This is a genomic window from Gracilibacillus sp. YIM 98692, from assembly GCF_010993965.1.
Taxonomy (GTDB): Bacteria; Bacillota; Bacilli; order Bacillales; family Amphibacillaceae; genus Gracilibacillus.
The window spans coordinates 1-23,660 of sequence record NZ_WIXM01000038.1 but is presented as its reverse complement, the minus strand read 5'-3'; the positions used below and the strand labels follow the sequence as shown (position 1 = coordinate 23,660).

Annotated in this window: 23 protein-coding genes; 7 read left to right on the top strand and 16 right to left on the bottom strand. The window is 38.5% G+C overall.

Annotation, left to right across the window (positions count from 1 at the left end; translation table 11 throughout):
* Window positions 1-656 precede the first annotated feature (656 nt).
* From GHD00_RS18885 to GHD00_RS18875, 3 genes are all read right to left on the bottom strand, one after another.
* Window positions 657-1,181, bottom strand: a complete 525-nt coding sequence (locus tag GHD00_RS18885) for a YwhD family protein (RefSeq protein ID WP_163539762.1) — start codon at window positions 1,179-1,181, stop codon at window positions 657-659.
* A gap of 330 nt (window positions 1,182-1,511) precedes the next feature.
* Window positions 1,512-2,006, bottom strand: coding sequence for a YwgA family protein (locus tag GHD00_RS18880; RefSeq protein ID WP_163539761.1), 495 nt, complete (start codon window positions 2,004-2,006; stop codon window positions 1,512-1,514).
* Window positions 2,007-2,024: 18 nt separating this feature from the next.
* Window positions 2,025-3,329, bottom strand: a complete 1,305-nt coding sequence (locus tag GHD00_RS18875; protein ID WP_163539760.1) for an HD domain-containing protein — start codon at window positions 3,327-3,329, stop codon at window positions 2,025-2,027.
* A 108-nt stretch (window positions 3,330-3,437) separates the two neighbouring features.
* Between GHD00_RS18875 and GHD00_RS18870 the strand changes: the two genes are divergently transcribed.
* The gene (locus tag GHD00_RS18870) at window positions 3,438-4,271 is read left to right on the top strand and encodes a lipoate--protein ligase family protein (protein ID WP_163539759.1); all 834 of its coding nucleotides are present in this window, start codon (window positions 3,438-3,440) and stop codon (window positions 4,269-4,271) included.
* 25 nt (window positions 4,272-4,296) lie between these two features.
* On the opposite strand, the gene menC is transcribed toward GHD00_RS18870, so the two are convergent.
* Together menC and pta are read right to left on the bottom strand one after the other, a co-directional pair.
* Complete coding sequence (gene menC, locus GHD00_RS18865) at window positions 4,297-5,367, bottom strand: o-succinylbenzoate synthase (RefSeq protein ID WP_346427677.1); 1,071 nt, start codon at window positions 5,365-5,367, stop codon at window positions 4,297-4,299.
* A gap of 385 nt (window positions 5,368-5,752) precedes the next feature.
* Window positions 5,753-6,724, bottom strand: a complete 972-nt coding sequence (gene pta, locus GHD00_RS18860) for a phosphate acetyltransferase (RefSeq protein WP_163539757.1) — start codon at window positions 6,722-6,724, stop codon at window positions 5,753-5,755.
* 228 nt (window positions 6,725-6,952) lie between these two features.
* Here pta and hemQ point away from each other — a divergent pair, with 228 nt between their 5' ends.
* From hemQ to GHD00_RS18845, 3 genes are all read left to right on the top strand, one after another.
* Entirely contained in the window at window positions 6,953-7,699 is a 747-nt protein-coding gene (hemQ, locus tag GHD00_RS18855; protein WP_163539756.1) for a hydrogen peroxide-dependent heme synthase, read from the top strand.
* Window positions 7,700-7,843: 144 nt separating this feature from the next.
* Window positions 7,844-8,296 carry a spore coat protein GerQ gene (gerQ, locus tag GHD00_RS18850; protein ID WP_163539755.1) on the top strand — a complete coding sequence of 151 codons (453 nt, stop codon included), beginning with the start codon at window positions 7,844-7,846 and terminating at the stop codon, window positions 8,294-8,296.
* Window positions 8,297-8,563: 267 nt separating this feature from the next.
* Complete coding sequence (locus GHD00_RS18845) at window positions 8,564-8,821, top strand: hypothetical protein (RefSeq protein ID WP_163539754.1); 258 nt, start codon at window positions 8,564-8,566, stop codon at window positions 8,819-8,821.
* Here GHD00_RS18845 and GHD00_RS18840 read toward each other — a convergent pair.
* From GHD00_RS18840 to GHD00_RS18830, 3 genes are read right to left on the bottom strand one after another with little or no spacing between them, the layout of a single operon-like run.
* Complete coding sequence (locus GHD00_RS18840; RefSeq protein WP_163539753.1) at window positions 8,818-9,189, bottom strand: DUF423 domain-containing protein; 372 nt, start codon at window positions 9,187-9,189, stop codon at window positions 8,818-8,820. The two genes, GHD00_RS18845 and GHD00_RS18840, sit on opposite strands and share 4 nt — an antisense overlap.
* 17 nt (window positions 9,190-9,206) lie before the next feature.
* Complete coding sequence (locus GHD00_RS18835) at window positions 9,207-9,509, bottom strand: DUF5327 family protein (protein WP_163539752.1); 303 nt, start codon at window positions 9,507-9,509, stop codon at window positions 9,207-9,209.
* A gap of 24 nt (window positions 9,510-9,533) precedes the next feature.
* Window positions 9,534-10,871 carry a sodium-dependent transporter gene (locus GHD00_RS18830; protein WP_163539751.1) on the bottom strand — a complete coding sequence of 446 codons (1,338 nt, stop codon included), beginning with the start codon at window positions 10,869-10,871 and terminating at the stop codon, window positions 9,534-9,536.
* Between the two features lie 111 nt (window positions 10,872-10,982).
* Between GHD00_RS18830 and GHD00_RS18825 the strand changes: the two genes are divergently transcribed.
* On the top strand, window positions 10,983-11,855 hold the full coding sequence (locus GHD00_RS18825) for a fructosamine kinase family protein (protein WP_240468757.1): 873 nt from the start codon (window positions 10,983-10,985) through the stop codon (window positions 11,853-11,855).
* A gap of 132 nt (window positions 11,856-11,987) precedes the next feature.
* Here GHD00_RS18825 and GHD00_RS18820 read toward each other — a convergent pair whose 3' ends face one another.
* The 5 genes from GHD00_RS18820 to GHD00_RS18800 form a co-directional block, all read right to left on the bottom strand.
* Window positions 11,988-13,004 carry an acyltransferase family protein gene (locus GHD00_RS18820; protein ID WP_163539750.1) on the bottom strand — a complete coding sequence of 339 codons (1,017 nt, stop codon included), beginning with the start codon at window positions 13,002-13,004 and terminating at the stop codon, window positions 11,988-11,990.
* Between the two features lie 185 nt (window positions 13,005-13,189).
* Window positions 13,190-14,422, bottom strand: coding sequence for an aminopeptidase (locus GHD00_RS18815; RefSeq protein ID WP_163539749.1), 1,233 nt, complete (start codon window positions 14,420-14,422; stop codon window positions 13,190-13,192).
* Window positions 14,423-14,654: 232 nt separating this feature from the next.
* Window positions 14,655-14,942 (bottom strand): phospholipase, encoded by a 288-nt coding sequence (locus GHD00_RS18810; RefSeq protein WP_163539748.1) that lies wholly within the window; start codon window positions 14,940-14,942, stop codon window positions 14,655-14,657.
* A gap of 304 nt (window positions 14,943-15,246) precedes the next feature.
* Window positions 15,247-16,029, bottom strand: coding sequence for a TerC family protein (locus GHD00_RS18805; protein WP_163539768.1), 783 nt, complete (start codon window positions 16,027-16,029; stop codon window positions 15,247-15,249).
* Between the two features lie 404 nt (window positions 16,030-16,433).
* Window positions 16,434-18,173, bottom strand: coding sequence for a phospho-sugar mutase (locus tag GHD00_RS18800; RefSeq protein WP_163539747.1), 1,740 nt, complete (start codon window positions 18,171-18,173; stop codon window positions 16,434-16,436).
* A 152-nt stretch (window positions 18,174-18,325) separates the two neighbouring features.
* On the opposite strand from GHD00_RS18800, the gene GHD00_RS18795 reads away from it, so the two are divergent.
* The gene (locus GHD00_RS18795) at window positions 18,326-19,408 is read left to right on the top strand and encodes an AI-2E family transporter (RefSeq protein ID WP_240468756.1); all 1,083 of its coding nucleotides are present in this window, start codon (window positions 18,326-18,328) and stop codon (window positions 19,406-19,408) included.
* Between the two features lie 542 nt (window positions 19,409-19,950).
* Here the strand turns inward: GHD00_RS18795 and dctP are convergent.
* From dctP to GHD00_RS18780, 3 genes are all read right to left on the bottom strand, one after another.
* Window positions 19,951-21,108 carry a TRAP transporter substrate-binding protein DctP gene (dctP, locus tag GHD00_RS18790; protein ID WP_163539745.1) on the bottom strand — a complete coding sequence of 386 codons (1,158 nt, stop codon included), beginning with the start codon at window positions 21,106-21,108 and terminating at the stop codon, window positions 19,951-19,953.
* Window positions 21,109-21,170: 62 nt separating this feature from the next.
* A complete protein-coding gene (locus GHD00_RS18785; protein WP_163539744.1) occupies window positions 21,171-22,442 on the bottom strand; it encodes a TRAP transporter large permease in 1,272 nt (423 codons plus the stop codon).
* A 36-nt stretch (window positions 22,443-22,478) separates the two neighbouring features.
* Window positions 22,479-23,069, bottom strand: coding sequence for a TRAP transporter small permease (locus GHD00_RS18780; RefSeq protein WP_346427675.1), 591 nt, complete (start codon window positions 23,067-23,069; stop codon window positions 22,479-22,481).
* Between the two features lie 313 nt (window positions 23,070-23,382).
* Between GHD00_RS18780 and GHD00_RS18775 the strand changes: the two genes are divergently transcribed.
* On the top strand, window positions 23,383-23,550 hold the full coding sequence (locus GHD00_RS18775) for an SE1832 family protein (protein ID WP_163539743.1): 168 nt from the start codon (window positions 23,383-23,385) through the stop codon (window positions 23,548-23,550).
* The last annotated feature ends 110 nt before the right edge of the window (window positions 23,551-23,660 follow it).

Below are 23,660 nucleotides of genomic sequence, written 5' to 3'. Positions count from 1 at the left end.
CATTAGAAGAAAATACACCTTATGTCACAATATCCATAAACCCGCAGTAACTTTGGGAAAGTTTTCCTCCACTTGTCTCGATGAGTGCGTAATCGGCGCTGCGGAAAAACACTCGCTTTCCGGGGGCAGCACCTCAGCCTCCTCGCTCACCAAAACCGTTCGCTGTGGGGTCTTCGGAAGCTGCTCTTCCCCCAGGAGTCTCGCATTTTTCCGCAGCTTGTGTGAGTTTTCATATTTAGTAAGAAAAAATTCTAGTAGCTTTTATATATGATGCATTTGCACAAAAAATTCACCATCCTAACAGCGTAGGAAATATACGTAGACTCCTGCGGGAAAAGCAACGGCTGAAGATCCCGCAGGAAGTGTATTTTGCTTCCGAGGAAGCTGAAGCGTTGCCCGCGGAAAGCGAAGTATATTTCCGAAGCGTCATTTAAACTCTCACCCCACAGTATTGCGCAGTTTTGTTCTACTTTGTCATATACAACAAACAATTCAAAAAGAGCCTAAAGAAAAAGGCTGGGTGTGCGTCCCAGCCTTTTTCTAGTCCTAGTATAGTAACAGAGAGTTACCATGTGAGTATATTTTATAAAGAGTTATGTTTTTGGACAAGTGTTATGATTCATTTTGTCAAAATGTTCACAAAAAGTTCACTCTTTTTATTCAGGAAGGGCATTTTTTAATTCCTCTGGAGCATTTTCCCACATGACAGGATCAAATTCTCGTAAGAAATCCGCTAACAGCTTTAGCGATTTTTCATCCATATGTTCCACAATGTAATGACCTTTCATGGATTTGTCCATATGATTAACATGCTCCGGCATTGATTTATAAGCACGCTTGATGGAGCGGTCGACGCGAATTTCACTTCCTGCCACACCATGATAATAAGGCCCGTTATCTCCACGCTCAACGGTTACCCATACAATCCAATAAAGCTTTCCATTAGGCACTTCTTCTTTATTTGGAAGGAATTTCACACGGCGCTCCACTTCACTGCGTGCATGCATCGCTCCCATGTCGACAAATGCTCTATCTTCATTGGGGTCTACAATAACAGGTGAAATATTTTCTAAACTAATTGCCCCAACTCCATAACCGCCATGCCCATCAGTTGAATCATCCTTCATGATCGTAAAGGCATTCGATTTTTTCTGCTTTTTTTGCTCGTTTTCTTCACTCATTGTGAGGCCTCCTTGCTTTTACGTTTTAATATTATTGTAGCATATCAGAAATGCTTCATCGACATAACGGCTCTTTAGGTTTCGAGGAACATTGTTAGCTTCCTTATCGATCCGACATTTCCTCTATATTCTTTGTTTCCCTCTTTTCGCATTTACGATACAATAACTTTTGCGCCACAAACCAGGTGATTCGAGCCACTATTTAGCTTTTTCGCGCCACTTCCAATTTTGGCAGTATATAATATGCTCCTTTGCCCGTACCTGCTCGGAAGTGACGTTAAATGACGTCATATTATAAAGAAAAAATAACCCCAAATTCGGGGTTATTTTTTAATGCTTGATTTTTTCGATAAAGTTCCATGCTTCCTGGATATCTTCTGATGTATAATTGGACTTCTTCTTCACGTCTTGTACTTTTTGCTCGATTTCATCTTTTGGGTAGTGATCAAAGTAAAGCATTGTCGCCACAAGCTCCAAAAAACGTGAGCTTCGACCTTTCATCTCTTCCACCAAAGACTCTACCACTGGCAGTTTCACCGGAGACTGCTCAATAAAATCTTCGCCTTCATCAGTCACTTGATAACGGTACTGATAATAATTGCTCTTTTTCTCCTTCACTTCTGACACAAAGCCAAGGTTCGCCAACTCCTCTATTCTTATGCTTAACTCCTCTGAATAAGGACCATAAAAATGAAAAGTATACTTCTCTTCAAAAGGTAAGCCGAGCTTTTTCAGTATATAAATAATCTTCTGCAGCTTCTTTCGTCCAACAATCCCACCCGATGACGCGATGACTTTGACAAGTCGTGCATGATTATCTAGCATCTCAACACCCCAATTTCTTTATTGATTTGCTTGTTTTAATATATCTAAAATTTTCCTTTTTCCTGGTACATCATCTGCTATACGTTCTATCAAATCTTGAGGATAGTAAAGCTTATGATCTGTCCGTTTCTTCCCAGAGATAGCTTCCACGATTTCCGACTGTCTGGACAGTTCTTTTAACTCTCTGCTGCGCATCAACAAATGAATCGGCAATCGTTCCTCTTCTTCTCCGGGCCGGTAAAAATCATACGGCAAATCAGAAGAAGAATCAACAACTAAATAGTAATCGGGATCTAACCCAACCTCTTGAAACGTTCGATACAGCGCCATCCATTCCTTCATTTGCAAGTTTGGATTAAATTCGACATATTTAAAAAGCTTTCGGTTCACAAACCGATAAGCCAAATCACTTAAAATGGGGTCATCCTCTTCTGCCCACATTTGAAAATAATAGAGAACCACTGATTCATCCAGCCGCACATAATCTTCTAGTGACACATCCTCTTCAAAAAACGATCGAAAATGAACAGGCTCGCTCTTGAATGCATAACCGTCATGATAGAGCTCTTTCACTCGATGTAATATTTTAGTCAAAATCACTTCCGCACTCCGTGTCACCGGATGAAAATACACTTGCCAATACATCTGATAGCGGCTCATAATATAATCCTCTACCGCATGCATCCCGGATTCTTTCACCACGACCTGATCCTCCATCGGCCGCATCACACGTAAAATACGCTCCATGTCAAAATGGCCGTAGCTCACACCGGTAAAATAAGCATCACGCTGTAAGTAATCCATTCGATCGGCATCGATCTGACTCGAAATCAAGCTAACGACAAGCTTGTCTTGATAAGTTTTATTAATGACATCCGCTACTTTTTGAGGAAAATCTTTGTTGACCTTTGCAAGTACTTGATGGACTTCGGTGTCTCCTAAAATAATCGCCCTCGTATAATCCTCATGATCCAGCTTAAACACCTTCTCAAACGAATGAGAAAACGGTCCATGTCCTAAATCATGAAGCAAGGCAGCACATAAACACAATAAACGCTCTTCCCGGTTCCAATTTGGACGGCCATCAAAATTCACTAAAATACGCCGAACAATTTCATAAACCCCTAATGAATGATTAAACCGGCTATGTTCTGCACCATGGAAGGTTAAAAACGAAGTACCAAGCTGTTTTATCCGTCTTAACCGTTGAAATTCCTTCGTCCCAACCAAATCCCAAATCACACGATCGCGTACATGAACATAGCGATGAACAGGGTCTTTAAACACTTTCTCTTCATGTAACTTTTCGTCTTTATAGGCCATGACATTTACCTTCCTCTTTTTTCTTACACCTAGTATAATATAATTTCGGAAGAACGGAAACCAACTATCGACATTTTTTGTTATACTATATAGCGGAGGACGCAAATAATGAAGGATATACAAGCTTTTTTTCAAGATAAAAAAATAAGAATAGTGGACCATAGCAACCCTGCAACGTTAGGCACCGCTATGGCTTCTTTTGCGGCAGACGATACATTGTGCCAAACCGCCGGCCGGAATGCTAATGAAGTCGCGACACGATTCTGGGTGCACGACCATACGGTTGTACTCGGGATCTTGGACACCCGCTTGCCGAATATGGAGGAGGCACTTGCTTTTTTACGAAAGCAAGGGTTTGATGTTGTCGTTCGTAATTCGGGTGGCCTTGCGGTTGTATTAGATGCTGGTGTTTTGAATTTTTCTTTTGTGTTTGCGGATACGAAGGAAATGGGCATTCATTCTGGCTATGAGCTGATGACTGCTTTTATTCAGGAGTTATTCCGTGATTACACGTCAGATGTAAAAGCGTATGAGATCGTCGGCTCCTATTGCCCTGGTGATTATGACCTGAGTATTTCTGGGAAAAAATTTGCAGGGATTTCGCAGCGGCGAGTCAAAAAGGGGATTGCCGTGCAGATTTATTTGTGCATAGAGGGTAGCGGGCGAGCTCGCGCCGATTTAGTGCGCCAGTTTTATGCGCTTGGACAGGCGATAGAAGATGAGCGTTTTTCTTATCCAGTGGTCGAGCCGGATACGATGCGCTCATTGACAGAACTGCTGGGAGTAGAAATGACCGTTGCTGATGTGCAAAAACGCGTGGTTGCGTTATTGCGTGAATATGGTGCAGAGTTGATCGAATGCGATTTAGATGAAGATGAACTTAACGTTTTTGAGAAGAGAATGCATCAAATGGTGGATCGTAATAACAAAGCACTCGGATAATCGAGTGCTTTCTCTATTTTAGCGGTTACTTACAAACAATTCGCTCTGTTCGATAATGGGCAAGTGCTTCTCGGTCGATTTCATAACCGATGCCTGGGGTGTCAGGTAATTGTACATATCCGTTTTCGACCTTAACTTCAGGCTTGATGATATCTTGATGCCAATATCGGCTGGAAGCCCCAGGGTCTGCTGGGAATCTGAAGTTTGGTAATGTTGCTAATGCTAAGCTTTGCGCTCTGCCTACTCCTGCTTCTAGCATGCCCCCACACCATACAGGGACTTGATTTGCTGCACATAAATCATGAATGGCTTTTGCTTGGGCGAAGCCCCCAACTTTTCCGAGTTTGATACTGATTATTTGGCAGCTTTGGAGCGTTAGTGCTGTTCTTACATCTGACATGGTATGAATGCTTTCATCAAGACAAATCGGTGTATGGATTTCTTTTTGGAGTTTTGCATGATCGACAAAATCATCATGAGCAAGCGGCTGCTCGATCATCATCAAATGAAATTGATCTAACTGTTTCAAGTGATCCATATCCTTTAGGGTGTAAGCAGAATTGGCATCCACCATAAGGTCTATGTCCGGAAAGCGGGTACGGACTTTTTCTAATAGATTAATATCTTGACCGGGTTTTATTTTTAATTTAATACGCTGGTATCCTTGATTCATTGCTGTTTGAATAGCTTCTAATAATGCAGGGATATCTTGCTTCATGCCAATGCTAGCACCAACAGGGACATGCGAGTTGTCGCTGCCGATCGCTCGATGTAGTGGCACGTGCTCGCGCTTGGCATACAAATCCCAGATCGCCCCTTCTACTGCTGCTTTCGCCATGTGATGTCGCCGGACGTCTGCAAATCTTTTCCCTAAAGAGGATGGGTGGGAGACTGGCTCTTCTTGAAGCAGCGGAAACAAGTGATGCTCTATCATGTAGCGGGTCGTGGCACTGGTTTCTTCGGTGTACCAAGGGGAATCGAATGCGACGGTTTCGCCAAATCCTTGGTTGCCGTCTTGATCGAAGATTTCTATGATATAAAGATCCTTTTTCGTGATAGTTTGGAGGCTGTTCGTAAAAGGATTTTTTAAAGGCATTTGCAGGTGATGCAAGATGAGCTGCTGTACTTCTATCATGTTTGGCTGCTCCTCTCTCTCGAATGGGTCATTTTTTGTTTAAAACGGGCCATTTTATGATAAAAACAGGGCACTATCTGCAAGAAACAGGGCACTTTTTATGAAAAACGGGCCATTATTTGGCATAAACGGGGCACTTTCCAATACTACCCTACCTTATCTTCATATGTAAAGAAAACTCGTCGATTGACAAGCCTTTGGGCAAAGTCAGAGACGTAGCTGTCCTTATCTATATTCCTAAAATGGTCCACTACGTCGAATTGCTTCCTTACTAACCATTTATAATTCCCTATACGGTAATAATATTAACAAAAAAGCACAGTGACGTGTCACTGTACTTTTCTCATTATATTGACTGTGCTGCTGTGATTAATGCTAATTTGTAGGCATCTTCTGCACTGCAGCCACGAGAAAGGTCATTTACTGGTTTGTTTAAACCTTGCAAAATTGGACCGACTGCATCAAGTCCGCCAAGGCGTTGAGCGATTTTGTAGCCAATGTTACCTGCTTCAAGACCAGGGAAAACAAATACGTTAGCATCTCCTTTGATGTCAGAATCTGGTGCTTTTTTCTCTGCAACAGAAGGGACAAAAGCTGCATCAAATTGGAATTCACCATCCAATGTTAGGTTTGGCGCTAATTCTTTTGCTACTTTTACTGCTTCTGATACTTTTTCGGTTTCTTCTGATTTTGCTGACCCTTTCGTTGAGAAGCTAAGCATAGCAACGCGTGGGTCAATATCAAATAATTTGGCTGTATCCGCACTAGCGATGGCGATTTCTGCTAAATCTTGACTGTTTGGTGCAATGTTAATCGCACAATCAGCAAACACATATTTCTCTTCACCACGAACCATAATGAAGACACCAGATGTCTTTTTAATGCCTTCTTTTGTTTTAATAATTTGAAGTGCTGGACGAACGGTATCCGCGGTAGAATGAGCTGCCCCGCTTACTAGACCATCCGCTTTGTTCATATAAACAAGCATCGTACCGAAGTAATTTTCATCTAATAGAATGCTTTTTGCATCTTCTTCTGTAGCTTTTCCTTTGCGTCGATCTACAAAAGCTTGCACCATGGCATCAAATTCTCCATAATTTGCTGGATCTATTATGTCAACTCCTCCCAAATCAATGGAAGATTCCTTAGCTTTCTGTTCTATTTTATCCTTACTTCCGACTAATACAGGCGTGACTAATCCGTCTTTATTTAAGTCACTCGCCGCTTTTAAGATTCTTTCATCTAATCCTTCAGGAAATACGATTCTTCTAGCATTCCCACTAAGTCTTTTTTTTACATCTTCAAATAAATCGCTCATGATTAAACCCTCCAAATAGTTATCTGTATTATATGATACGATGTTTTGTGTCATAATGAAAGTGCGATAATGAATGAATACGTTTTATTCTTGAAAAAATTTTTTAGTTCACTTTTTCGTCAAAACTGATGTGGTTATTTTGACAATTCCGTGCCAGTTTCATGCTTATATTTCCCGATATATGTTATATTAAAACAAGACAATGAACGAAAAAGGAGAGATCAAGTCATGGCAGAAGCGGTTGAAACAATGGATGGCTGGTATTGTTTACATGATTTACGTCAAATAGATTGGACAAAGTGGAAACGTGCTTCAGAATCGGAGCGTGAGCAAGCGATCACAGAACTGAAAGATATGCTTAGCGCATGGGAAGATGTAGAGGAAGATCGAGAAGGCAGTCATGCTTTTTATTCCATTTTAGGACAAAAAGCAGACATTCTGTTAATGGTGCTGCGCCCTACCATGCAGGAATTAAGTGAGATCGAGCTTCGTTTTAATAAATCAAAGCTTGCCGAGTTCACAAGGCCTGCTTATTCTTATGTATCTGTTGTAGAACTTTCCAAATATATGGCTAAAGAAGGAGAGAACCCGGAAGATAACCCTGGAGTACGTGCCAGGTTGAAGCCTCGTTTACCAAAATGGGATCATATTTGTTTTTACCCAATGGACAAGCGCCGTGAAGGAAATGACAATTGGTATACCCTTCCATTTGATGAACGTCGCGAATTAATGTATGAGCATAGTTTAACTGGCCGTAAATATGCAGGTAAAATTAAGCAGATTATTACAGGGTCGATGGGGTTTGATGATTGGGAGTGGAGTGTGACTTTATTTGCACATGACGTTTTACAAATTAAAAAACTCATCTATGAAATGCGTTTTGATATCGTTAGTGCTCGATACGGAGAGTTTGGGTCATTTTATGTCGGCAACCGCCTCGATATCGAAAACATTCCAAGTTATTTTTCCATATAAGTTTATATATCTAATTGGAGGTCCTCTTTATAGCGGACCTCTATTTTTTATGCATTTTTAGGGAATGGGCGCATACATATGGCTAGTAGGAATGTGAAAAAAGCACGTCTACAACCTTTACGTGTGAGAAAGGAGCCAATAAGTATGTACCAAAACGATCAAGGTCAACAACCTTTTCAACAAGGGGCTGGAATGCCATATTATGGCGGTATGCAGGGAGGTAATGGTGGATTTCAGATGCCTATGCAACAGCAACAGCCACAGATGCCACAGATGCAACAACCGCAGCAGCCAATCTCTGATACACCTGGTATGCTTCCTATTCAAGAATCCTACATTGAAAACATCTTACGTTTAAACAAAGGAAAACAAGCAACTATTTACATGACTTTTGAAAACAATGAACGTTGGAATGCTAAAATTTTTAAAGGTGTGATTGAAGCCGCAGGTCGTGATCACATTATTATTAGTGATCCAGAAACAGGAAAACGTTACCTATTACTAATGATTTACCTCGATTACATTACATTTGATGAAGAAATTAATTATGAGTATCCATTTAACAACCAATCCTTAGCACAATATTCCCCACGATAGAGTTGACAGATATTCGGGTGGTGTTATACACTTCCCGAATTTTGTTTCAAACGACACATTTGTATCTAGTAAAGAAAGCTCGGCAATTGCCGAGCCTTTGGCGACAGCAGAGCCGAAGTTGCCCTTATCTATATACTTCAAATTGGCCGCCTCGTCGAATTAATTCATTGCTGACAATTTATACTTTATGATATGGCAAAAAAGCATAAGTTTCTAATTCATAGAAGCTTATGCTTTCCTACCTATTGAAAAAGGGAGATGTTTAATGTGAAAGGAACAAGAGCTACAGTAGATGATGTCCTGCTTGCTGTCTTAATTTTTTCCATTATCACGTTTATCATTACATTACAGTTAGGTTCTCTTCCCCTCTTATTGTTATCTGTTTTTGGCATTTCATTTTCTCTATTTCTCGAAGGTTGGAAGGCTTGGCATAGACGAAATATGCTGCTATTTTCCCAACAATTGCTCCGCGGCATTAGCCTATTAGCGATTGTCTTATTTATATCTTATTATCAAATGTTTTAAAGAAATTTCACAACAGCATACCCTAATAAAATCCATCCGATTAAAAATGCAAGTCCTCCAATCGGTGTGATCATGGCAAAAAACTTAAGACCAGACGTCGCATAAATGAACAGGCTGCCAGAAAATATCACAATACCGATAAAGAAAAACCAACCTGCACTAACAATACTACCGGAAGTTATCCGTTGCATCAGTAAGGCTGTAACCAATAGGGCACCAGTATGAAACATTTGGTATTGGACAGCCTTTTCCCATATGTTTAACATTTTCTCCGAAAGCTTTCCTTCTAAGCCATGAGCACCGAATGCCCCTAGTGTTACAGCTAAAAATCCATTAATTACACCTAGTACTAGAAAAACTTTTAACATGATCTTTCCCCCATTCCTTAAAAATCAAGCAAGGAATCTCCGTTTGCCTCTTCATAACCTGTATTTAGTTCTTGCTTTTTATCATTAGACTTTGACGGAGCTTGTTTGAAATCCCCCATCATTTGCTGTAACTCTTTTTCACTAAACTGAGAAGCTGGAGTAGAAACAGAAGAAGATTTTGGTACGGCTTCTGTTTCTAACAATAAGTCTGTTAAAGATTGCACTGCCTTTGCATGCTCACGTATATTTTCTTCATTTTGTAAAGCTTGTTCGCATTCTGCAATTACTTTTCTTAAAATTTGTTGTTTGGTAATAGACATTTTTCCGATTCCCCTTTTCCCTCATTATACTATCCCAATGGAATTAAGGAAAATGATAATGATAAGAACAGGTGCGACATATTTAATCATGACATACCATAAATTACCGATAGCATATCCCGTAAGGTCGCTGGCATCTAAAGCTTCCCTTCTGTTAAAGTACCAACCGACAAATAAAGCCATGGTCAAACCGCCTACTGGTAAAAAGATATTAGATGCCAGAAAGTCCATGGAATCCAGAATATTGAGATTACCAATTAGTGTGACGTCACTCCATTTGCCCATACCTAGAGAAACGGTAATCCCTGATATAAATACCACAATTCCGACTAAGAATGAAGCTAAACGCCTTGACATCTTCGCTGCTCGCATTAAATAGGCAACCGGCACTTCTAGTAAAGATATCGAAGACGAAATAGCCGCTAAACTCAAAGCTGTAAAGAACACGAATCCAATCAACCAGCCAAAACTCATTTGATAAAAGATTTCCGGCAGCGTAATAAAGACAAGTACTGGACCTGAATCTGGCTGAATGCCAAAAGCAAATACAGCCGGGAAAATCACGATACCTGAGATAATGGCAAATAATGTATCCATTACACCAATTCCAACCGTCGCACTAGGCAGTTTATGACCGTTTGAAAGATAACTGCCATATGTCATCATCGTCCCCACACCTAAACTTAAAGAGAAGAAGGCTTGTCCTAGTGCTGCTATATAAACAGAAGGATCCTCTAAAACAGACCAATCTGGTTGGAATAGAAAGGATAACCCTTCACTCGCACCATTTAATGTGACACTATAGATTGCTAGCCCAATCATTAACAGAGCTAATACCGGCATTAAAATTTTATTAGCTAGTTCAATCCCTTTTTTGACACCTACTAACACTATTAACATCGTAATAGTTAAAAACAATGCATGCCAAAATAGTGGCTGATAATCTTGTGTGATAAAGTTTTCAAACGTACCTCCATATCCTATTTCTGGCATTTGATTCATGGCACCTGTCAAATATCCCCAAAAATAATAAAGTGCCCAGCCTGCTACAACACTATAAAAACTTAAAATTAATAACGCGCTTGCTACACCTAGATAACCTAGCATAAACCACGGTTTATTCGGTGCTAACTTTTTATATGAACCAACAATATCTTGTTGTGCTTTTCGACCAATACTTACTTCGACTAACAGGAGTGGAATCCCGATTAATAAAACACTTACAATATATAATATTAAAAAGGCTCCTCCTCCACTTTCACCAGCTACATAGGAAAAACGCCATATATTCCCTAAACCAACGGCGGAACCCATCGCAGCCAGCATAAAACCAAGTCTGGATGCCCAATGTTCTCGTTGCATATCTATACTCCTTTTCATATAATTTGAAACCTTCCCTATTGTACACAAACACTGCGTACTTTTCCACCTCTTTTTTCACATGATATACTATGTGCAAAGGAGTTGGTATACATGCAAGCATGGATGGAACAAAAGTTAGCAGCCATCGGAGATGATAGCACCATCAAATCTGTCGATTCTGTTTCTGGCGGTGATATTAATCAAGCCTACCTTGTCCAAACAGCTAAACAATCCTACTTTGTTAAAACAAACCAAAATGTCCTTTCCCATTTTTTTAAAGCAGAAGCGGAGGGACTGAATCGGATCCAACAAACGAATACCATAGATGTGCCAAAAGTGTATCATTATGATACAGATGCTAATAATGCAACGGTATGTTTAATCATGGAATGGGTCGAAGGGAGAGCAAATGCCAACACTGGTACACTGCTTGGAGAGCGGTTAGCGGAATTACACCTTAAGGACGTTGGTTCAAAATTCGGGTTAGACATGCCTACATTTGTTGGTACATTACCACAAGAAAATCAATTCTATGAAAATTGGGTATCCTACTACCGTGAAAAAAGATTACAGCAACAGTTAGAAATAGGTATTGCCAAAGGGCGCATGCCAAAACATAGGAGAAATCGGTTAGAAGCTTTAATGGAAAAGCTAGATGTACATATCCCTGCTCATCCTAAATCATCCCTATTGCACGGTGATTTATGGGGAGGAAATTGGCTGACAGGACCAAATGGAAACCCTTATTTAATCGATCCATCGATTGTTTATGGAGATCACGCGTTTGAGATAGCTTTTACTGAATTATTTGGCGGATTTCCTCATGATTTTTATGAAGCCTATCAGGCACACAATCCATTACCTGATTATTACCAAGATGCAAAGCCCCTGTACCAGCTATTCTATTTACTTGTTCACTTAAACATGTTCGGAGAAGGATATGGCGGATCCGTTGACCGGATACTGAAGCATTACGCAGGGTAGTAAAAGCTAATTCAGAAGTGCAGTTGAAAAGGTTAAGCTATTAGCAACTGGAATATAACCACGGTATAGGAAACACTGTGCAAGCGAGTATATTCCAGTTGCGTGTACCATTAAAAGGTGGAGACAATCCTTTTATTCATAATGATAGACTTGCTTTTTTTGACGCTCTTCCCACCAATTTTGTAAAAGAGTTGTTCTCCCTTCTACTAGTGGCTGTGTAAAGGTGATGACCCATCTCGAAGACAAGAACCTCACTAAAGCAGCTACAATCACAGCTAAACCAATGGTGTCTAGATTGTGATCTAATTGCAGCAGGTTATTTTGTCTAGCAAATTGAATCACTACACCATGTAATAAGTAAACATACATTGTATATTGTCCTAAATGGGTATAAGAATATTCCTTTTTTGGCACTAGCAACAATATCGCAAAAACCATGCAAATGGCTACGATATAAATCGCTAATCTAATCAGACCACCATAAACTGGTTCATCTAATGCCTGATAGGAGCTTGATCCAAACAACCATGAAGCAGGTATTGTTGGCGTGAAATAACTTATAACTAATACACTAGCTAAAATACTAGCAGATACTAATTGTAATACCTTTTTCCTCCATTTAAATAAGGCCTCTTTAGTTAGCCAATATCCAATAAGGAAAAATGGGAAAAATACAAAAGTCCTAGACAGGCTCAACGTTCCCCCAAAAAGCGGAACATAGCCAATCAAAATCCCTAAAAGAAAAGCAAAAGGTATACCAAATACAGGTGGAATTTTCTTGAATACAATTAACATCATATGCCACGTAAACAAACTTAATAAGAACCACAACCCCCAATGAGGGTCATATATACTGCTATCCCATTCACTTTTGCCAATCCCTAAAAAATAAATCGAATATGTTAGTTGAAAAATAAAATATGGTATTAATAATTTTTGGAAGAGCTTTTTGATATATCCTTTATCACTTGAGCCTTTAGCGAAGAAACCACTTACAAGGATAAAGACTGGCATGTGAAAAAAATAAATCGATTGATATAACGCATCCACAAGTTCAATATTGGGCTTTAGTGGTTGAATTAAATGACCAAAGACAACTAAAAAAATAAATAGGAGCTTCGCATTATCAAAATAGGCCTCTCTTTGCATACCATAACTCCCTTTATCTGATTTTCCTCCATTTTATCGGGAAACCAAAAGAAGGGGAAGTCATCTAGCTTAACTTTAAGTAATTGTAAGGGCATTGAAATAACCTTGTCATATTGAAATACAAATGAAATAGTTTTAAAAAAACTGCTATCTAATACAAGATAACAGTTTCTTTCCTATCTTTTCTAAAAAGATATAGCCCATGTCCCGTTTCGGAAAATAGCTTCTTTCTCTCCACTTTTTGTGATGCCATCAATGTTCATTGTGCTCGAACCAATCATAAAATCTTCATGCACCATACTATCATTTACGCCATGAGCATCCATCGACTGTTGGTCCATATCAGACCCGCCTGATATATTAGTTGGATAAGCTTTTCCTAAAGCAATGTGACAAGAAGCATTTTCATCAAAGAGTGTATTAAAGAATATAATTCCTGATTGAGAGACAGGGGACTCATGAGGTACAAGCGCCACTTCGCCAAGCCTGGAAGCACCATCCTTATCAGCATCTAATAAATTCTTAAGTGCCTCTTCTCCTTTTTCACACGTATAATCGACTACTTTTCCATCTCGGAATGTTAAAGTGAAGTTTTCGATCAGCTTTCCTTGGAAGCTTAAAGGTTTTGTGCTTGTAACTTGCCCATTGACACCATATTTGTGCGGCATCGTAAAGACTTCTTCTGTTGGTATATTCGGATTAAAACGAATGCCATCAGCAGCTTTAGCAGCTCCTCCATGCCAAATATGTCCATCAGGCAAGTCGATTGTTAAATCGGTCCCTTCTGCTTGGAAATGAAGTTTAACGTACTGTTTATCATTTAAAAACTCTCTTGCATTTCTTAGCTGCTCATTATGCTTTTCCCATTCCTTGATCGGCTCTTCTTTATCTACACGTGCAATGCGGAAAATTTCTTGCCATAACTTTTCCTTAGCTGCTTCGGCCTTATCATCAGGATAAATTTTTTGTGCCCACTCATTGGTCGGAAAACCGACAATAGACCAACGAGCTCTATCATTCATCATATAGTCTCTAAATTCTTTCAATGCCATAGAGCTTGCTTTTGTCACGGCTGCCATACGTTTCCCGTCTACTTCTTTTAATAAATCAGGATTTTCACCATATACATTAAGTACCGCATATCCTTCTTTTACCATTTCTATTAAAGCGTTCTTGCGCCATTCTGGAAATGTTTCTAATACTTCCATTGGTGCATGCTTCATTTTTAAATAAGTAAGGTCGTCGTCCTTCCATTCGACATGAACATTTTTGGCACCTGCTTCATACGCTTTTTTAACAATAATCCGTACAAATTCAATTGCTTCAATAGGTGCCTGTAATAATAATCCTTGCCCCTTTTGTAAGTTTACTCCTGTATGTAAAGCTAATTCTGCATATTTTTCTAATGACCGTTTCATTATTCAAACCTCCTTTTACTTTCTCTATTATAATGAATATAGGGAATTTTAGCCAACAAGAGCAGTAAAGACAAATCTACTTTATATATTAATTGGAAGTTCTTTATTTCATCTGACCATAATAGAGTGCCCCCTCAAAAGCAAAGTTGCTCGTGAGGAGGCTGAATCTATTGTTTTTTTTCGCTGAATCACCGCCTATTTGTTACAGAATCCATTTTAAAATTTGCTATCTTTATGGTAATGATCGAAAATAATGCTGTATTTTCATGTATTGTAACATGAGTCTAGCATGTCTGCCTTCTCTGGAATAAGGGTTTTGAAAAGCTTCCAACCTCTTGATAAACGCTTCATCACATCCACTTCGATCAACATTCCTTTGATAACATTTGTCATGAGCTTTACATGCAGCATCTACAGCGTTAATAGGCTCACCTGGACCGCTGCACCCCGGCCCACACCAATTGTATCCAGAAAAGATACAAAGACGAGGCCTCCTTCTTCTTCTATGTGATGTCCTCATTTTCCTCCCCCTTATTCATAAGCATGTACTATATTATACGAATAAGGTAAAGGAAGGGTATAGGAAGATTACTCAATATACGTCAAAATAGGTCAAAGAGGAGAGCCTTAGTTTTACTTATACTATCAACCATAATAATCTATACTTTCTGATAGTATAAAAAACTCCTTTTTCCGTTTTTAGAAAAAAGGAGTTTTTACATATTTATGCTTGTTTATGGCAAACTTGTCTAAATGAAAATGTTAATTGTTTATTACATCTTTTTCCTTCATAACATGGGCAAGGATGAAAAATAATTAGCTTTTTAAGCACTAGTTTCCTTTTTCTTAGCACCTGACATAAACCAGCCTGCCACTGCTATCGCTACTAAAATAGTGTAAAAGGTTAACTTCCACGCTAATGAATGAGCAAAATCATGTGGTAGAATATGCAAATCCTCATGAGCTAATACGCTGATTACTAGCTTAACCCCTACCCATCCAACAATAACAAATGCCGCTACTTCTAAACCTGGACGATCTTTTAATAATTTCACAAAAACATTTGCTGCAAATCGCATAATAATTAAACCAATCATTCCACCAGCTAAGACAACAGCAAATTGACCGCCATCTAAGCTTCCTACCTGCGGTAACCCTGTTGCTGGTAATGCTACAGCTAAAGCAACAGCTGCCAATATCGAATCGACCGCAAACGCTAAGTCTGCTAGCTCTACTTTTAGAACTGTTGTCCAAAAACCACTGCCAGATTTTGCAGCTGCTTCTGCTTCTACTTCGGCTTCTTCCATCTCATTCCTTTTCTTCGCAAAAGTATCATACAAGTGTTTACCTGATATAAACAGTAAATAAGCTGCACCTATTGCTTGAACTTGCCATACATCAACGAGAAACGAAATAATAAATAAAGAACCGAATCGTAAAATAAAAGCACCAGCTAAACCATAAAATAGAGCTTTTTTTCGTTGTTCTTCTGGAAGGTGTTTAACCATGATGGCTAAAACCAGCGCATTGTCAGCTGCCAATATCCCTTCTAGACCAACGAGCACAATTAATACCCAACCGTATTCTAAGAGTAATTCCACTCTTATCCCTCTCCTTTTTTAAAGAAAAACTTGGCTTATCGCCAATTCCTTATGGCGAAAGCCTTAGTTTTACTTATACTTTGTACTTAAAAATTTTTTGCTACGTCGAGTAGCTTCCCTGCTAAAATTTTATACTTTCATAACGTGCAAAAAAAAATGATCTCCACTACATGGTAAAGATCATAAAAAAACGAGACCTTTACCACTAGTGGTAAAGGTCTCGCTAACAACGTCGAGTTGCCAATAATGCCGGAGATTCATTCTCGAAATGACGACATTTATTGTGTAGCTACTCCCCTTTATGTATATTCATACTATAAGTCTTTTTACTGATTTTGTCAACCTTAAGGGGAATCAATACGAAAGAGAAAAACCTTTACCGTTATTAGGTTCTTCTCTTTCTTGCTCTCTTATACGAATCTGCCGACAATTTTATTAATACGCTCTTCCACGTCTTGCTGAATGTCCTTTAATAGCTTATCACTATCTGCTGGTGATGACGTACACACTCCGAAATAGCTTTTAATTTTCGGCTCTGTTCCGGATGGACGGAAGCAAACCCATGCGTCATTTTCAAGTTTAAATTTCATCACATCTGCTTCTGGAAGATGAATCGTCTCTATTTGGTTTTCTTTTGTGAGTTGACGCTCTCTTTTTTGATAATCTTCTACAGCAACTACCTGCAAGCTGCCTAAAGCCTCAAATGGATTAGTACGAATATCCCTCATGATAGCAGTGATCTGATCAGCACCATCTTTTCCTTTCAATGTAAGGGATTTCATCCCCTCTAGATAATATCCATGTTGCTGATATAAGGTATCTAACGCTTCTAATAAGGTTTTTCCTTTTACCTTCCAATAGCTAGACATTTCACATGCCGCTACAGCTGCTTGTACAGCGTCTTTATCTCTTACAAAGTCTCCAATTAGGTAGCCATAGCTTTCTTCATAACCAAACAAGAATTGGTCTGAAGTGGATTCAAATTGCTTAATTTTTTCACCAATAAATTTAAACCCTGTTAACGTATCCATAGTTTTGACCCCATAATGATCAGCAATAGCTCTTCCCATTTCTGTTGTTACAATGGTTTTGATCAATTGACCATTTTCACGCTGGTGCTTGTCTAAATGGGATAATGTATAATCTAGTAACAACGTTCCTAATTGGTTACCTGTAATTACTTGATAAGAGCCTTTACCATCTCGCACCGCGACACCTAAACGATCGGCATCTGGATCTGTCCCGATTAAAATATCAGCATCTACTTGTTTCCCTTGTTCGATAGCCATTTCAAATGCTTGGTGCTCTTCTGGGTTTGGAGAAGTAACAGTGGAAAATTCTGGATCTGGGATCGCTTGCTCTTTAACCACTTCTACTTTGTCAAAACCTAATTGATCAAGACCAGCTAACACTAAATCATGTGCCGTGCCATGAAGCGGTGTGAAAATAATCCGTAAGTTTTCATGTTCTTTATTGTCTTTCCCTAATCCTTTACTAATTGTTTTCAATTCTTGCAAATAAGCTTGGTCTACTTCTTCACCAATCCAGTTTAATAGATTTTGACTTTCCAGTTCTTGCTGATCTCCAACACGTACTTGCAGTTCATCTTCTATTTTGTTTACCTCTGCAATGATCGCCTCTGCTTCATCCAGAGGAACTTGCCCACCATCTTTATTATAGACTTTGAAGCCGTTGTATTCTGGGGGATTATGACTAGCTGTGATCATAATACCTGCAGCTGCTTTCAGATGACGTACTGCAAAAGATAACAATGGGGTTGGGCGCAAAGATTCAAATACATATGCTTTTATATCATGAGACCCTAGTACTTTAGCCGCTTCAACTGCAAACTCTTTTGACATATACCTGGAATCATACGCAATCGCTACTCCACGATTTTTTGCATCGGTTACATTTTCCGTTATGTACGCAGATAAACCAGCTACAGCCTTACGAACCGTATATATATTCATGCGATTCGTCCCTGGACCTAACACTCCTCGCATACCACCAGTCCCAAAAGCTAGATCCTTATAAAAAGCATCCTCTAATTCTGTTTCATTATCTTCTAGTTTTTCTAGCTGCTCTTGTAAATCCTTGTCCAACTCCGTAAACGAAATCCACTTCTGATACTTTTCCTTCCATGACATAATCCATTCCCCCTTTAATTAACCTAACCTTTCCATATATATCATACTAGCATAAAAATATGTTTGATTCTATTTGAATATGATACGTTTTCATCCTTTTTTATGGTAAAATTATGATAAAGTATGATTTTCGTAAAAAGGTTGTGAGGCTTTTGTTTGAAAAAAAGAGCACCCATATTCTCTTAACACTAATATTTTTCTTCGGTTTAATTTACCTTATCTATCTGACAAGGTTTATCTTCGCACCAATTGGCGCCTACCTGACAGCGATTGCTGTCCCTATTATTGGAGCAGGGATGGTTTTTTACATAACGAATCCGATTGTGAATTGGCTTGAAAGGAGAAAAGTACCTCGAGTTGGCGGGACATTTATTGTTTTCTTCGTCATTATTCTTGTGTTAACGATAGGCATTGTATTTATTGCACCTATTGTACAACAACAATTCTCTAACTTTGTCGAGAGCGTCCCGAAGATGGTAGAAAACACTGAACAACTTTTAAAAATTTGGCAAGATAATCAAAATATCATCCCACAACAGTTTGAAAATTCTATTCAAAATATAACAAACAATTTGGATGGCTATGCAGAAAAAATTACATCTACTCTATTTGATGTCATTGGTGAAGTTTTTGGATTTGTTTTTGCCTTTTTCTTAATACCATTCTTTTTATTCTTTATGTTAAAGGATGGGCATAAGTTTGTTCCTTGTATTACGAAATTTTTAAGTCCTAGTAAGTCTAGTAGTTTTCAATCACTTGCAGCAAAGATTAACCACACCTTATCTTCGTTTATACAAGGTCAATTTATTGTAAGTGTCTGTGTTGGTGTTATGCTCTATATTGGGTATGTTATTATTGGTTTAAACTACTCTTTATCGCTAGCGTTATTTGGGCTTATCATGAACTTCATACCATTTGTAGGTCCATTTTTATCGGCAATTCCAGCTATTATTGTTGGTTTATTTCAAGATCCAATGATAGCGTTATGGGCACTGGTTGTCATGGTTATTGCTCAACAGCTGGAAAGCAATTTTATATCACCGAATGTAATGGGACGAGCGTTATCACTACACCCCCTTACCGTGATTACACTTATTTTAGCTGCCGGTGCCATCGCAGGTTTTCTTGGACTGTTATTTATCATCCCGGCATACGCCGTTGTAAAGACCATCATCTCTCATTTTTATGAAGAATGGCGAAAGAAACAACCTGAAAATAACCCTGAATTGTTTTAATGTATAGTTGAACAAAACTGCGCAATAGTGTAGGGTGAGAGTTTAAATGACGCTTCGGAAATATACTTCGCTTTCCGCGGGCAACGCTTCAGCTTCCTCGGAAGCAAAATACACTTCCTGCGGGATCTTCAGCCGTTGCTTTTCCCGCAGGAGTCTACGTATATTTCCTACGCTGTCAGGATGGTGAATTTTTTGTGCAAATGCATCATTTATAAAAGCTACTAGAATTTTTTCTTACTAAATAAGAACACTCACACAAGCGGCGGAAAAATGCGAGACTCCTGGGGGAAGAGCAGCTTCCGAAGACCCCACAGCGAACGGTTTTGGTGAGTGAGGAGGCTGAGGTGCTGCCCCCGGAAAGCGAGTGTTTTTCCGCAGCGTCGATTACACACTCATCGAGAAAAGCGGATGAAAACTTCACCAAAGTTACTGCACAGTTTATGGCTATTGTGCTATGCGGTTTATGGTTAAAGGGGGCTCCAAGCCTTAATAAAAACAGCCTTAGCTCGTGGAGCTAAGGCTGTTTTACTGTGATTTGCGAATTACTCACCAGTAACTTCCGCAATCTCTTCTTTTAATTTGTCATAGATAGCAGGGTCAATGCCTTCTACTTCATTACGATAGTATTCGTGCACTGGTTCTGCTACTTCTTTGAATGCAGCAATTTGATCATCTGTTAGTTCAATGATTTCAGTAGGATTTTCTGTATCCTCTTTAATTGCAGCTAAACCTTCTTCGTTTTGACGTTTTTGCTCATCAAATACCCAATCTTGCATCTCTGCTACTGTCTCATCAATTAATTGTTTCTCTGCATCTCCTAAACTGTTATACCATTCAGTATTTACTGTTGTCATGGCAACATAGTTGTTGTGATTAGAGATAGTTAATGTATCTTGCACCTCATGGAAACTAGCAGAATTAATAAAGAATACAGGGTTCTCTTGTGCATCTACTGTTTCACGATCCAATGCAGTATACAATTCACCCCAGCTGATAGATTGTACAGTTGCACCATATGCACCAAATGATTCACGCATTAGCGGTGACTCTTGTACACGTACATTTAATCCATCAAAATCTTCCGGAGATTCAATGCCTACATTACTAGTCCAAGCCATAGCACCTTCTGTCCAGTATGATAATGGCGTAATGCTATGCTCTTCATATTTTGCTCTTAAGTCTTGATTCAGTGCTTCACTATTTGTTAAAACTTCATGAGTTTGCTCTGGATCAGCTGGGAAGAAATAGTGAAGTGAAAAGATTTGACCATCTTGTACTTGTCCACCAGTAAACCCTGGAGACATAACGGCCATTTGCACACCGCCTTGTTGTAGTAATTGTGCTTGGTCTACTTCACTACCTAAAGCACCATATTCATATGGCGTAACAGTGATAGCTCCACCTGATTTTTCATCAATACGTTTTGCAAACTCTGCTGCATATTCGTATTGAACCTGGCCTTCTAACTCTTCCGTTACAAATTCCCAAGTTTGTTCTTCAAATTCCCCTGATGCTTCGCCTTCATTACCAGTGTCTTCACCAGTATCTTCTGTTCCTTCATCTGTTTCTTCAGTTCCGTTATCTTCACCTTCATTACCTTCTGTGTCTTCTTCGTTGTTCCCTCCGCATGCTACAAGCAAGAAGCTTAGTGTCAATACAGAGATTAACATAAGTAAATACTTTTTGTTAAAAATGATCATTACCCCCTAGGTTTTTTATTTTATATTAAGTGGCTAAAAAGCCACTTTAATATCTTAGTTCATTAAATTAACATTAATGATAATTGAGGGAATAATACAAGTAAGACCCCAATTATTAAAAGCATGATAATGAATGGTGGTGTACTTCTAATAACCTCCAAATACGGTTTTTTGAATACCGCACTGGCGGTAAATATATCAACACCAAACGGTGGTGTTGCTGAACCTAATGCCGCTTGGAAAGTCACGATAATTCCTAAATGGATTAAATTGACCCCTGCAGCCTCTGCCGCTGGCACAAAAATTGGAGTTAAAATTAAAATAACTACAATAGGATCGACAAACATACATCCAATAAAGAAGAAAATACTTACAATTAACAATACATATAATGCACTAGGGTCAGACCCTAGAACCGCTTCTGTAATTTGCTGCGGGATTCTCGCAAATCCAAGAACCCATGTAAAAACTTGACCACCAGCAACTAGAATAAATACCGCTGATGTAACAAGTCCAGTAGATAAAGCAATTTTTGGAATCTCTTTAATTGGTATTGATTTGTAAATTAGCACTTCTAAAATAAATGCATACAATACAGAAACACCTGAAGCCTCCACTGGAGTAAAGAAACCTTGGTAAATCCCGCCGATAATAATAACCGGAAACCCTAATGGTAATAATGTTTTCCGGAAAAACTTAAAACGTTCTTTCCAATTTACCTTCTCTGCTAAGGGGATATCCTTTACTTTTGCATAAATCACACTATAAATAGCAAATGCAAGAAACACCATTAAACCAGGAATTATACCAGCAATAAATAGATCCCCGACAGATACACCAGATCCTGCTGCTAAGGCATAAATGATCATCCCGATACTAGGTGGTACCAGTAATGCTGCATCACTTGAATTGATAATAAGTGCTATAGCATTTGAATCTTTATATCCTACTTTTAATAATCTTTCTCGCATTGGACGACCAATAGCTACTACGGTTGCTTGTGTTGAACCTGAAATCGCACCGAACATGGTACATGCTGCAGCTGTTGTTACTGCATATCCCCCACGTATATGTCCAACAAAAGCACCAATAAAATCTAGCAACCTCTGAGATGTTCGTCCTGAAGTCATAATATCTGCTGCAAAAATAAATAGCGGCACACATAATAACACTGGCGACTCGATACCTGTTAAGAGCTGTTTCATTAACAGATCCATATTCACATTTGGATTATATACTAACATAATAATGACTGGTGCTAAGATAAGCGGGATCATCATCGGGAAGTTCAACAAAAGCAATATGATCATAATTACTAATAACGTTGTTAACATAATCTTTTCCTCTCTATACTTTGTCGTATACTATATCTATACAGATAAATCTTCTAATTTTACATCTTTATCTTTTGTGTCGTTATAATCCACTGCATCAATACCTAAGTACACTTTATCCTTTGCTTTTGCTGTAAAGTTAATAATGGTATTACGTAAAAATTGAATGCCAGCAAGGAAAAATCCAAGTGGTAAAAATATAGCCATCCAATATCTAGGTAATTCTAAGGCTGTTGTAATAGCACCTGTACTATATTCAAACATTAGTAAACTATAAGTGAAATAAGCAAGCATAAACATCACGATAGCAGTAATAAAATTAATTGCGATCATCATCACTTTTCGTATTTTAAAAGAAGCAAAATCATAAAATGCCGACATGCTAATATGACGGCCTTTTCGTGCTGCATAGCCTATCCCCATAAAGGTTGCAATAACAATGGCGAATTTACTTACTTCATAAGCAAAGAAAAAAGCTCCAGAACTAAACACTTCACGTGCTATCACATTCCCCACAATCATAATAGAGATGAGAATAATAGCAAAACTTAAAATAAACTCTTCTAGTTTCATAAACATGTTATCAATAAATTGAAATATTTTTTTAATCCATTCTATAACGATCAATATATTAGCTCCTCCTTCTAAAGGACTAGAAAAAAATAGTCAAATAACCATTATTTATAATCTTACCGAAATAATTACAATTGTACAAATTTACTATACCCTCATATTACAGAATTAAACTACAAATTCCCCAATTCTAAAAAGATGTAAGTGTAAGACGACTAGAATAATGGCAAATGCTTTTATATAATATCCTTACCTTTATATTTAGTTATATTCTACACTTGTAAGCGGTTAAAAATCAATCAACTTGCTGTTTCCATTGATTTCTTTTACTATGAGACATAAGAACTGTATAAAATGAGGTGTTAAAATGCAAAGAAGTGAAATAGAAGATCAGATTGCAGAATTAAAATCCGATTATATACGTATTTCCTCTGATTTAGAGAAACTAGATTCCGTTGGCGGGAATACCGCAAATGGGGAAAAGCAGCTTGCTGAAATTGAAGAAAAAATTGCACATCTGCGCAAAAAATTATAAAAATAATAAATTATCTTGGTGAATAAAAAGAACCAGCCAAAACTAAAGTGTACCCTTTGTAAAGGACATTTTAAAAAAAAGACTATGCTACATTGAGAAGATGATTCCTA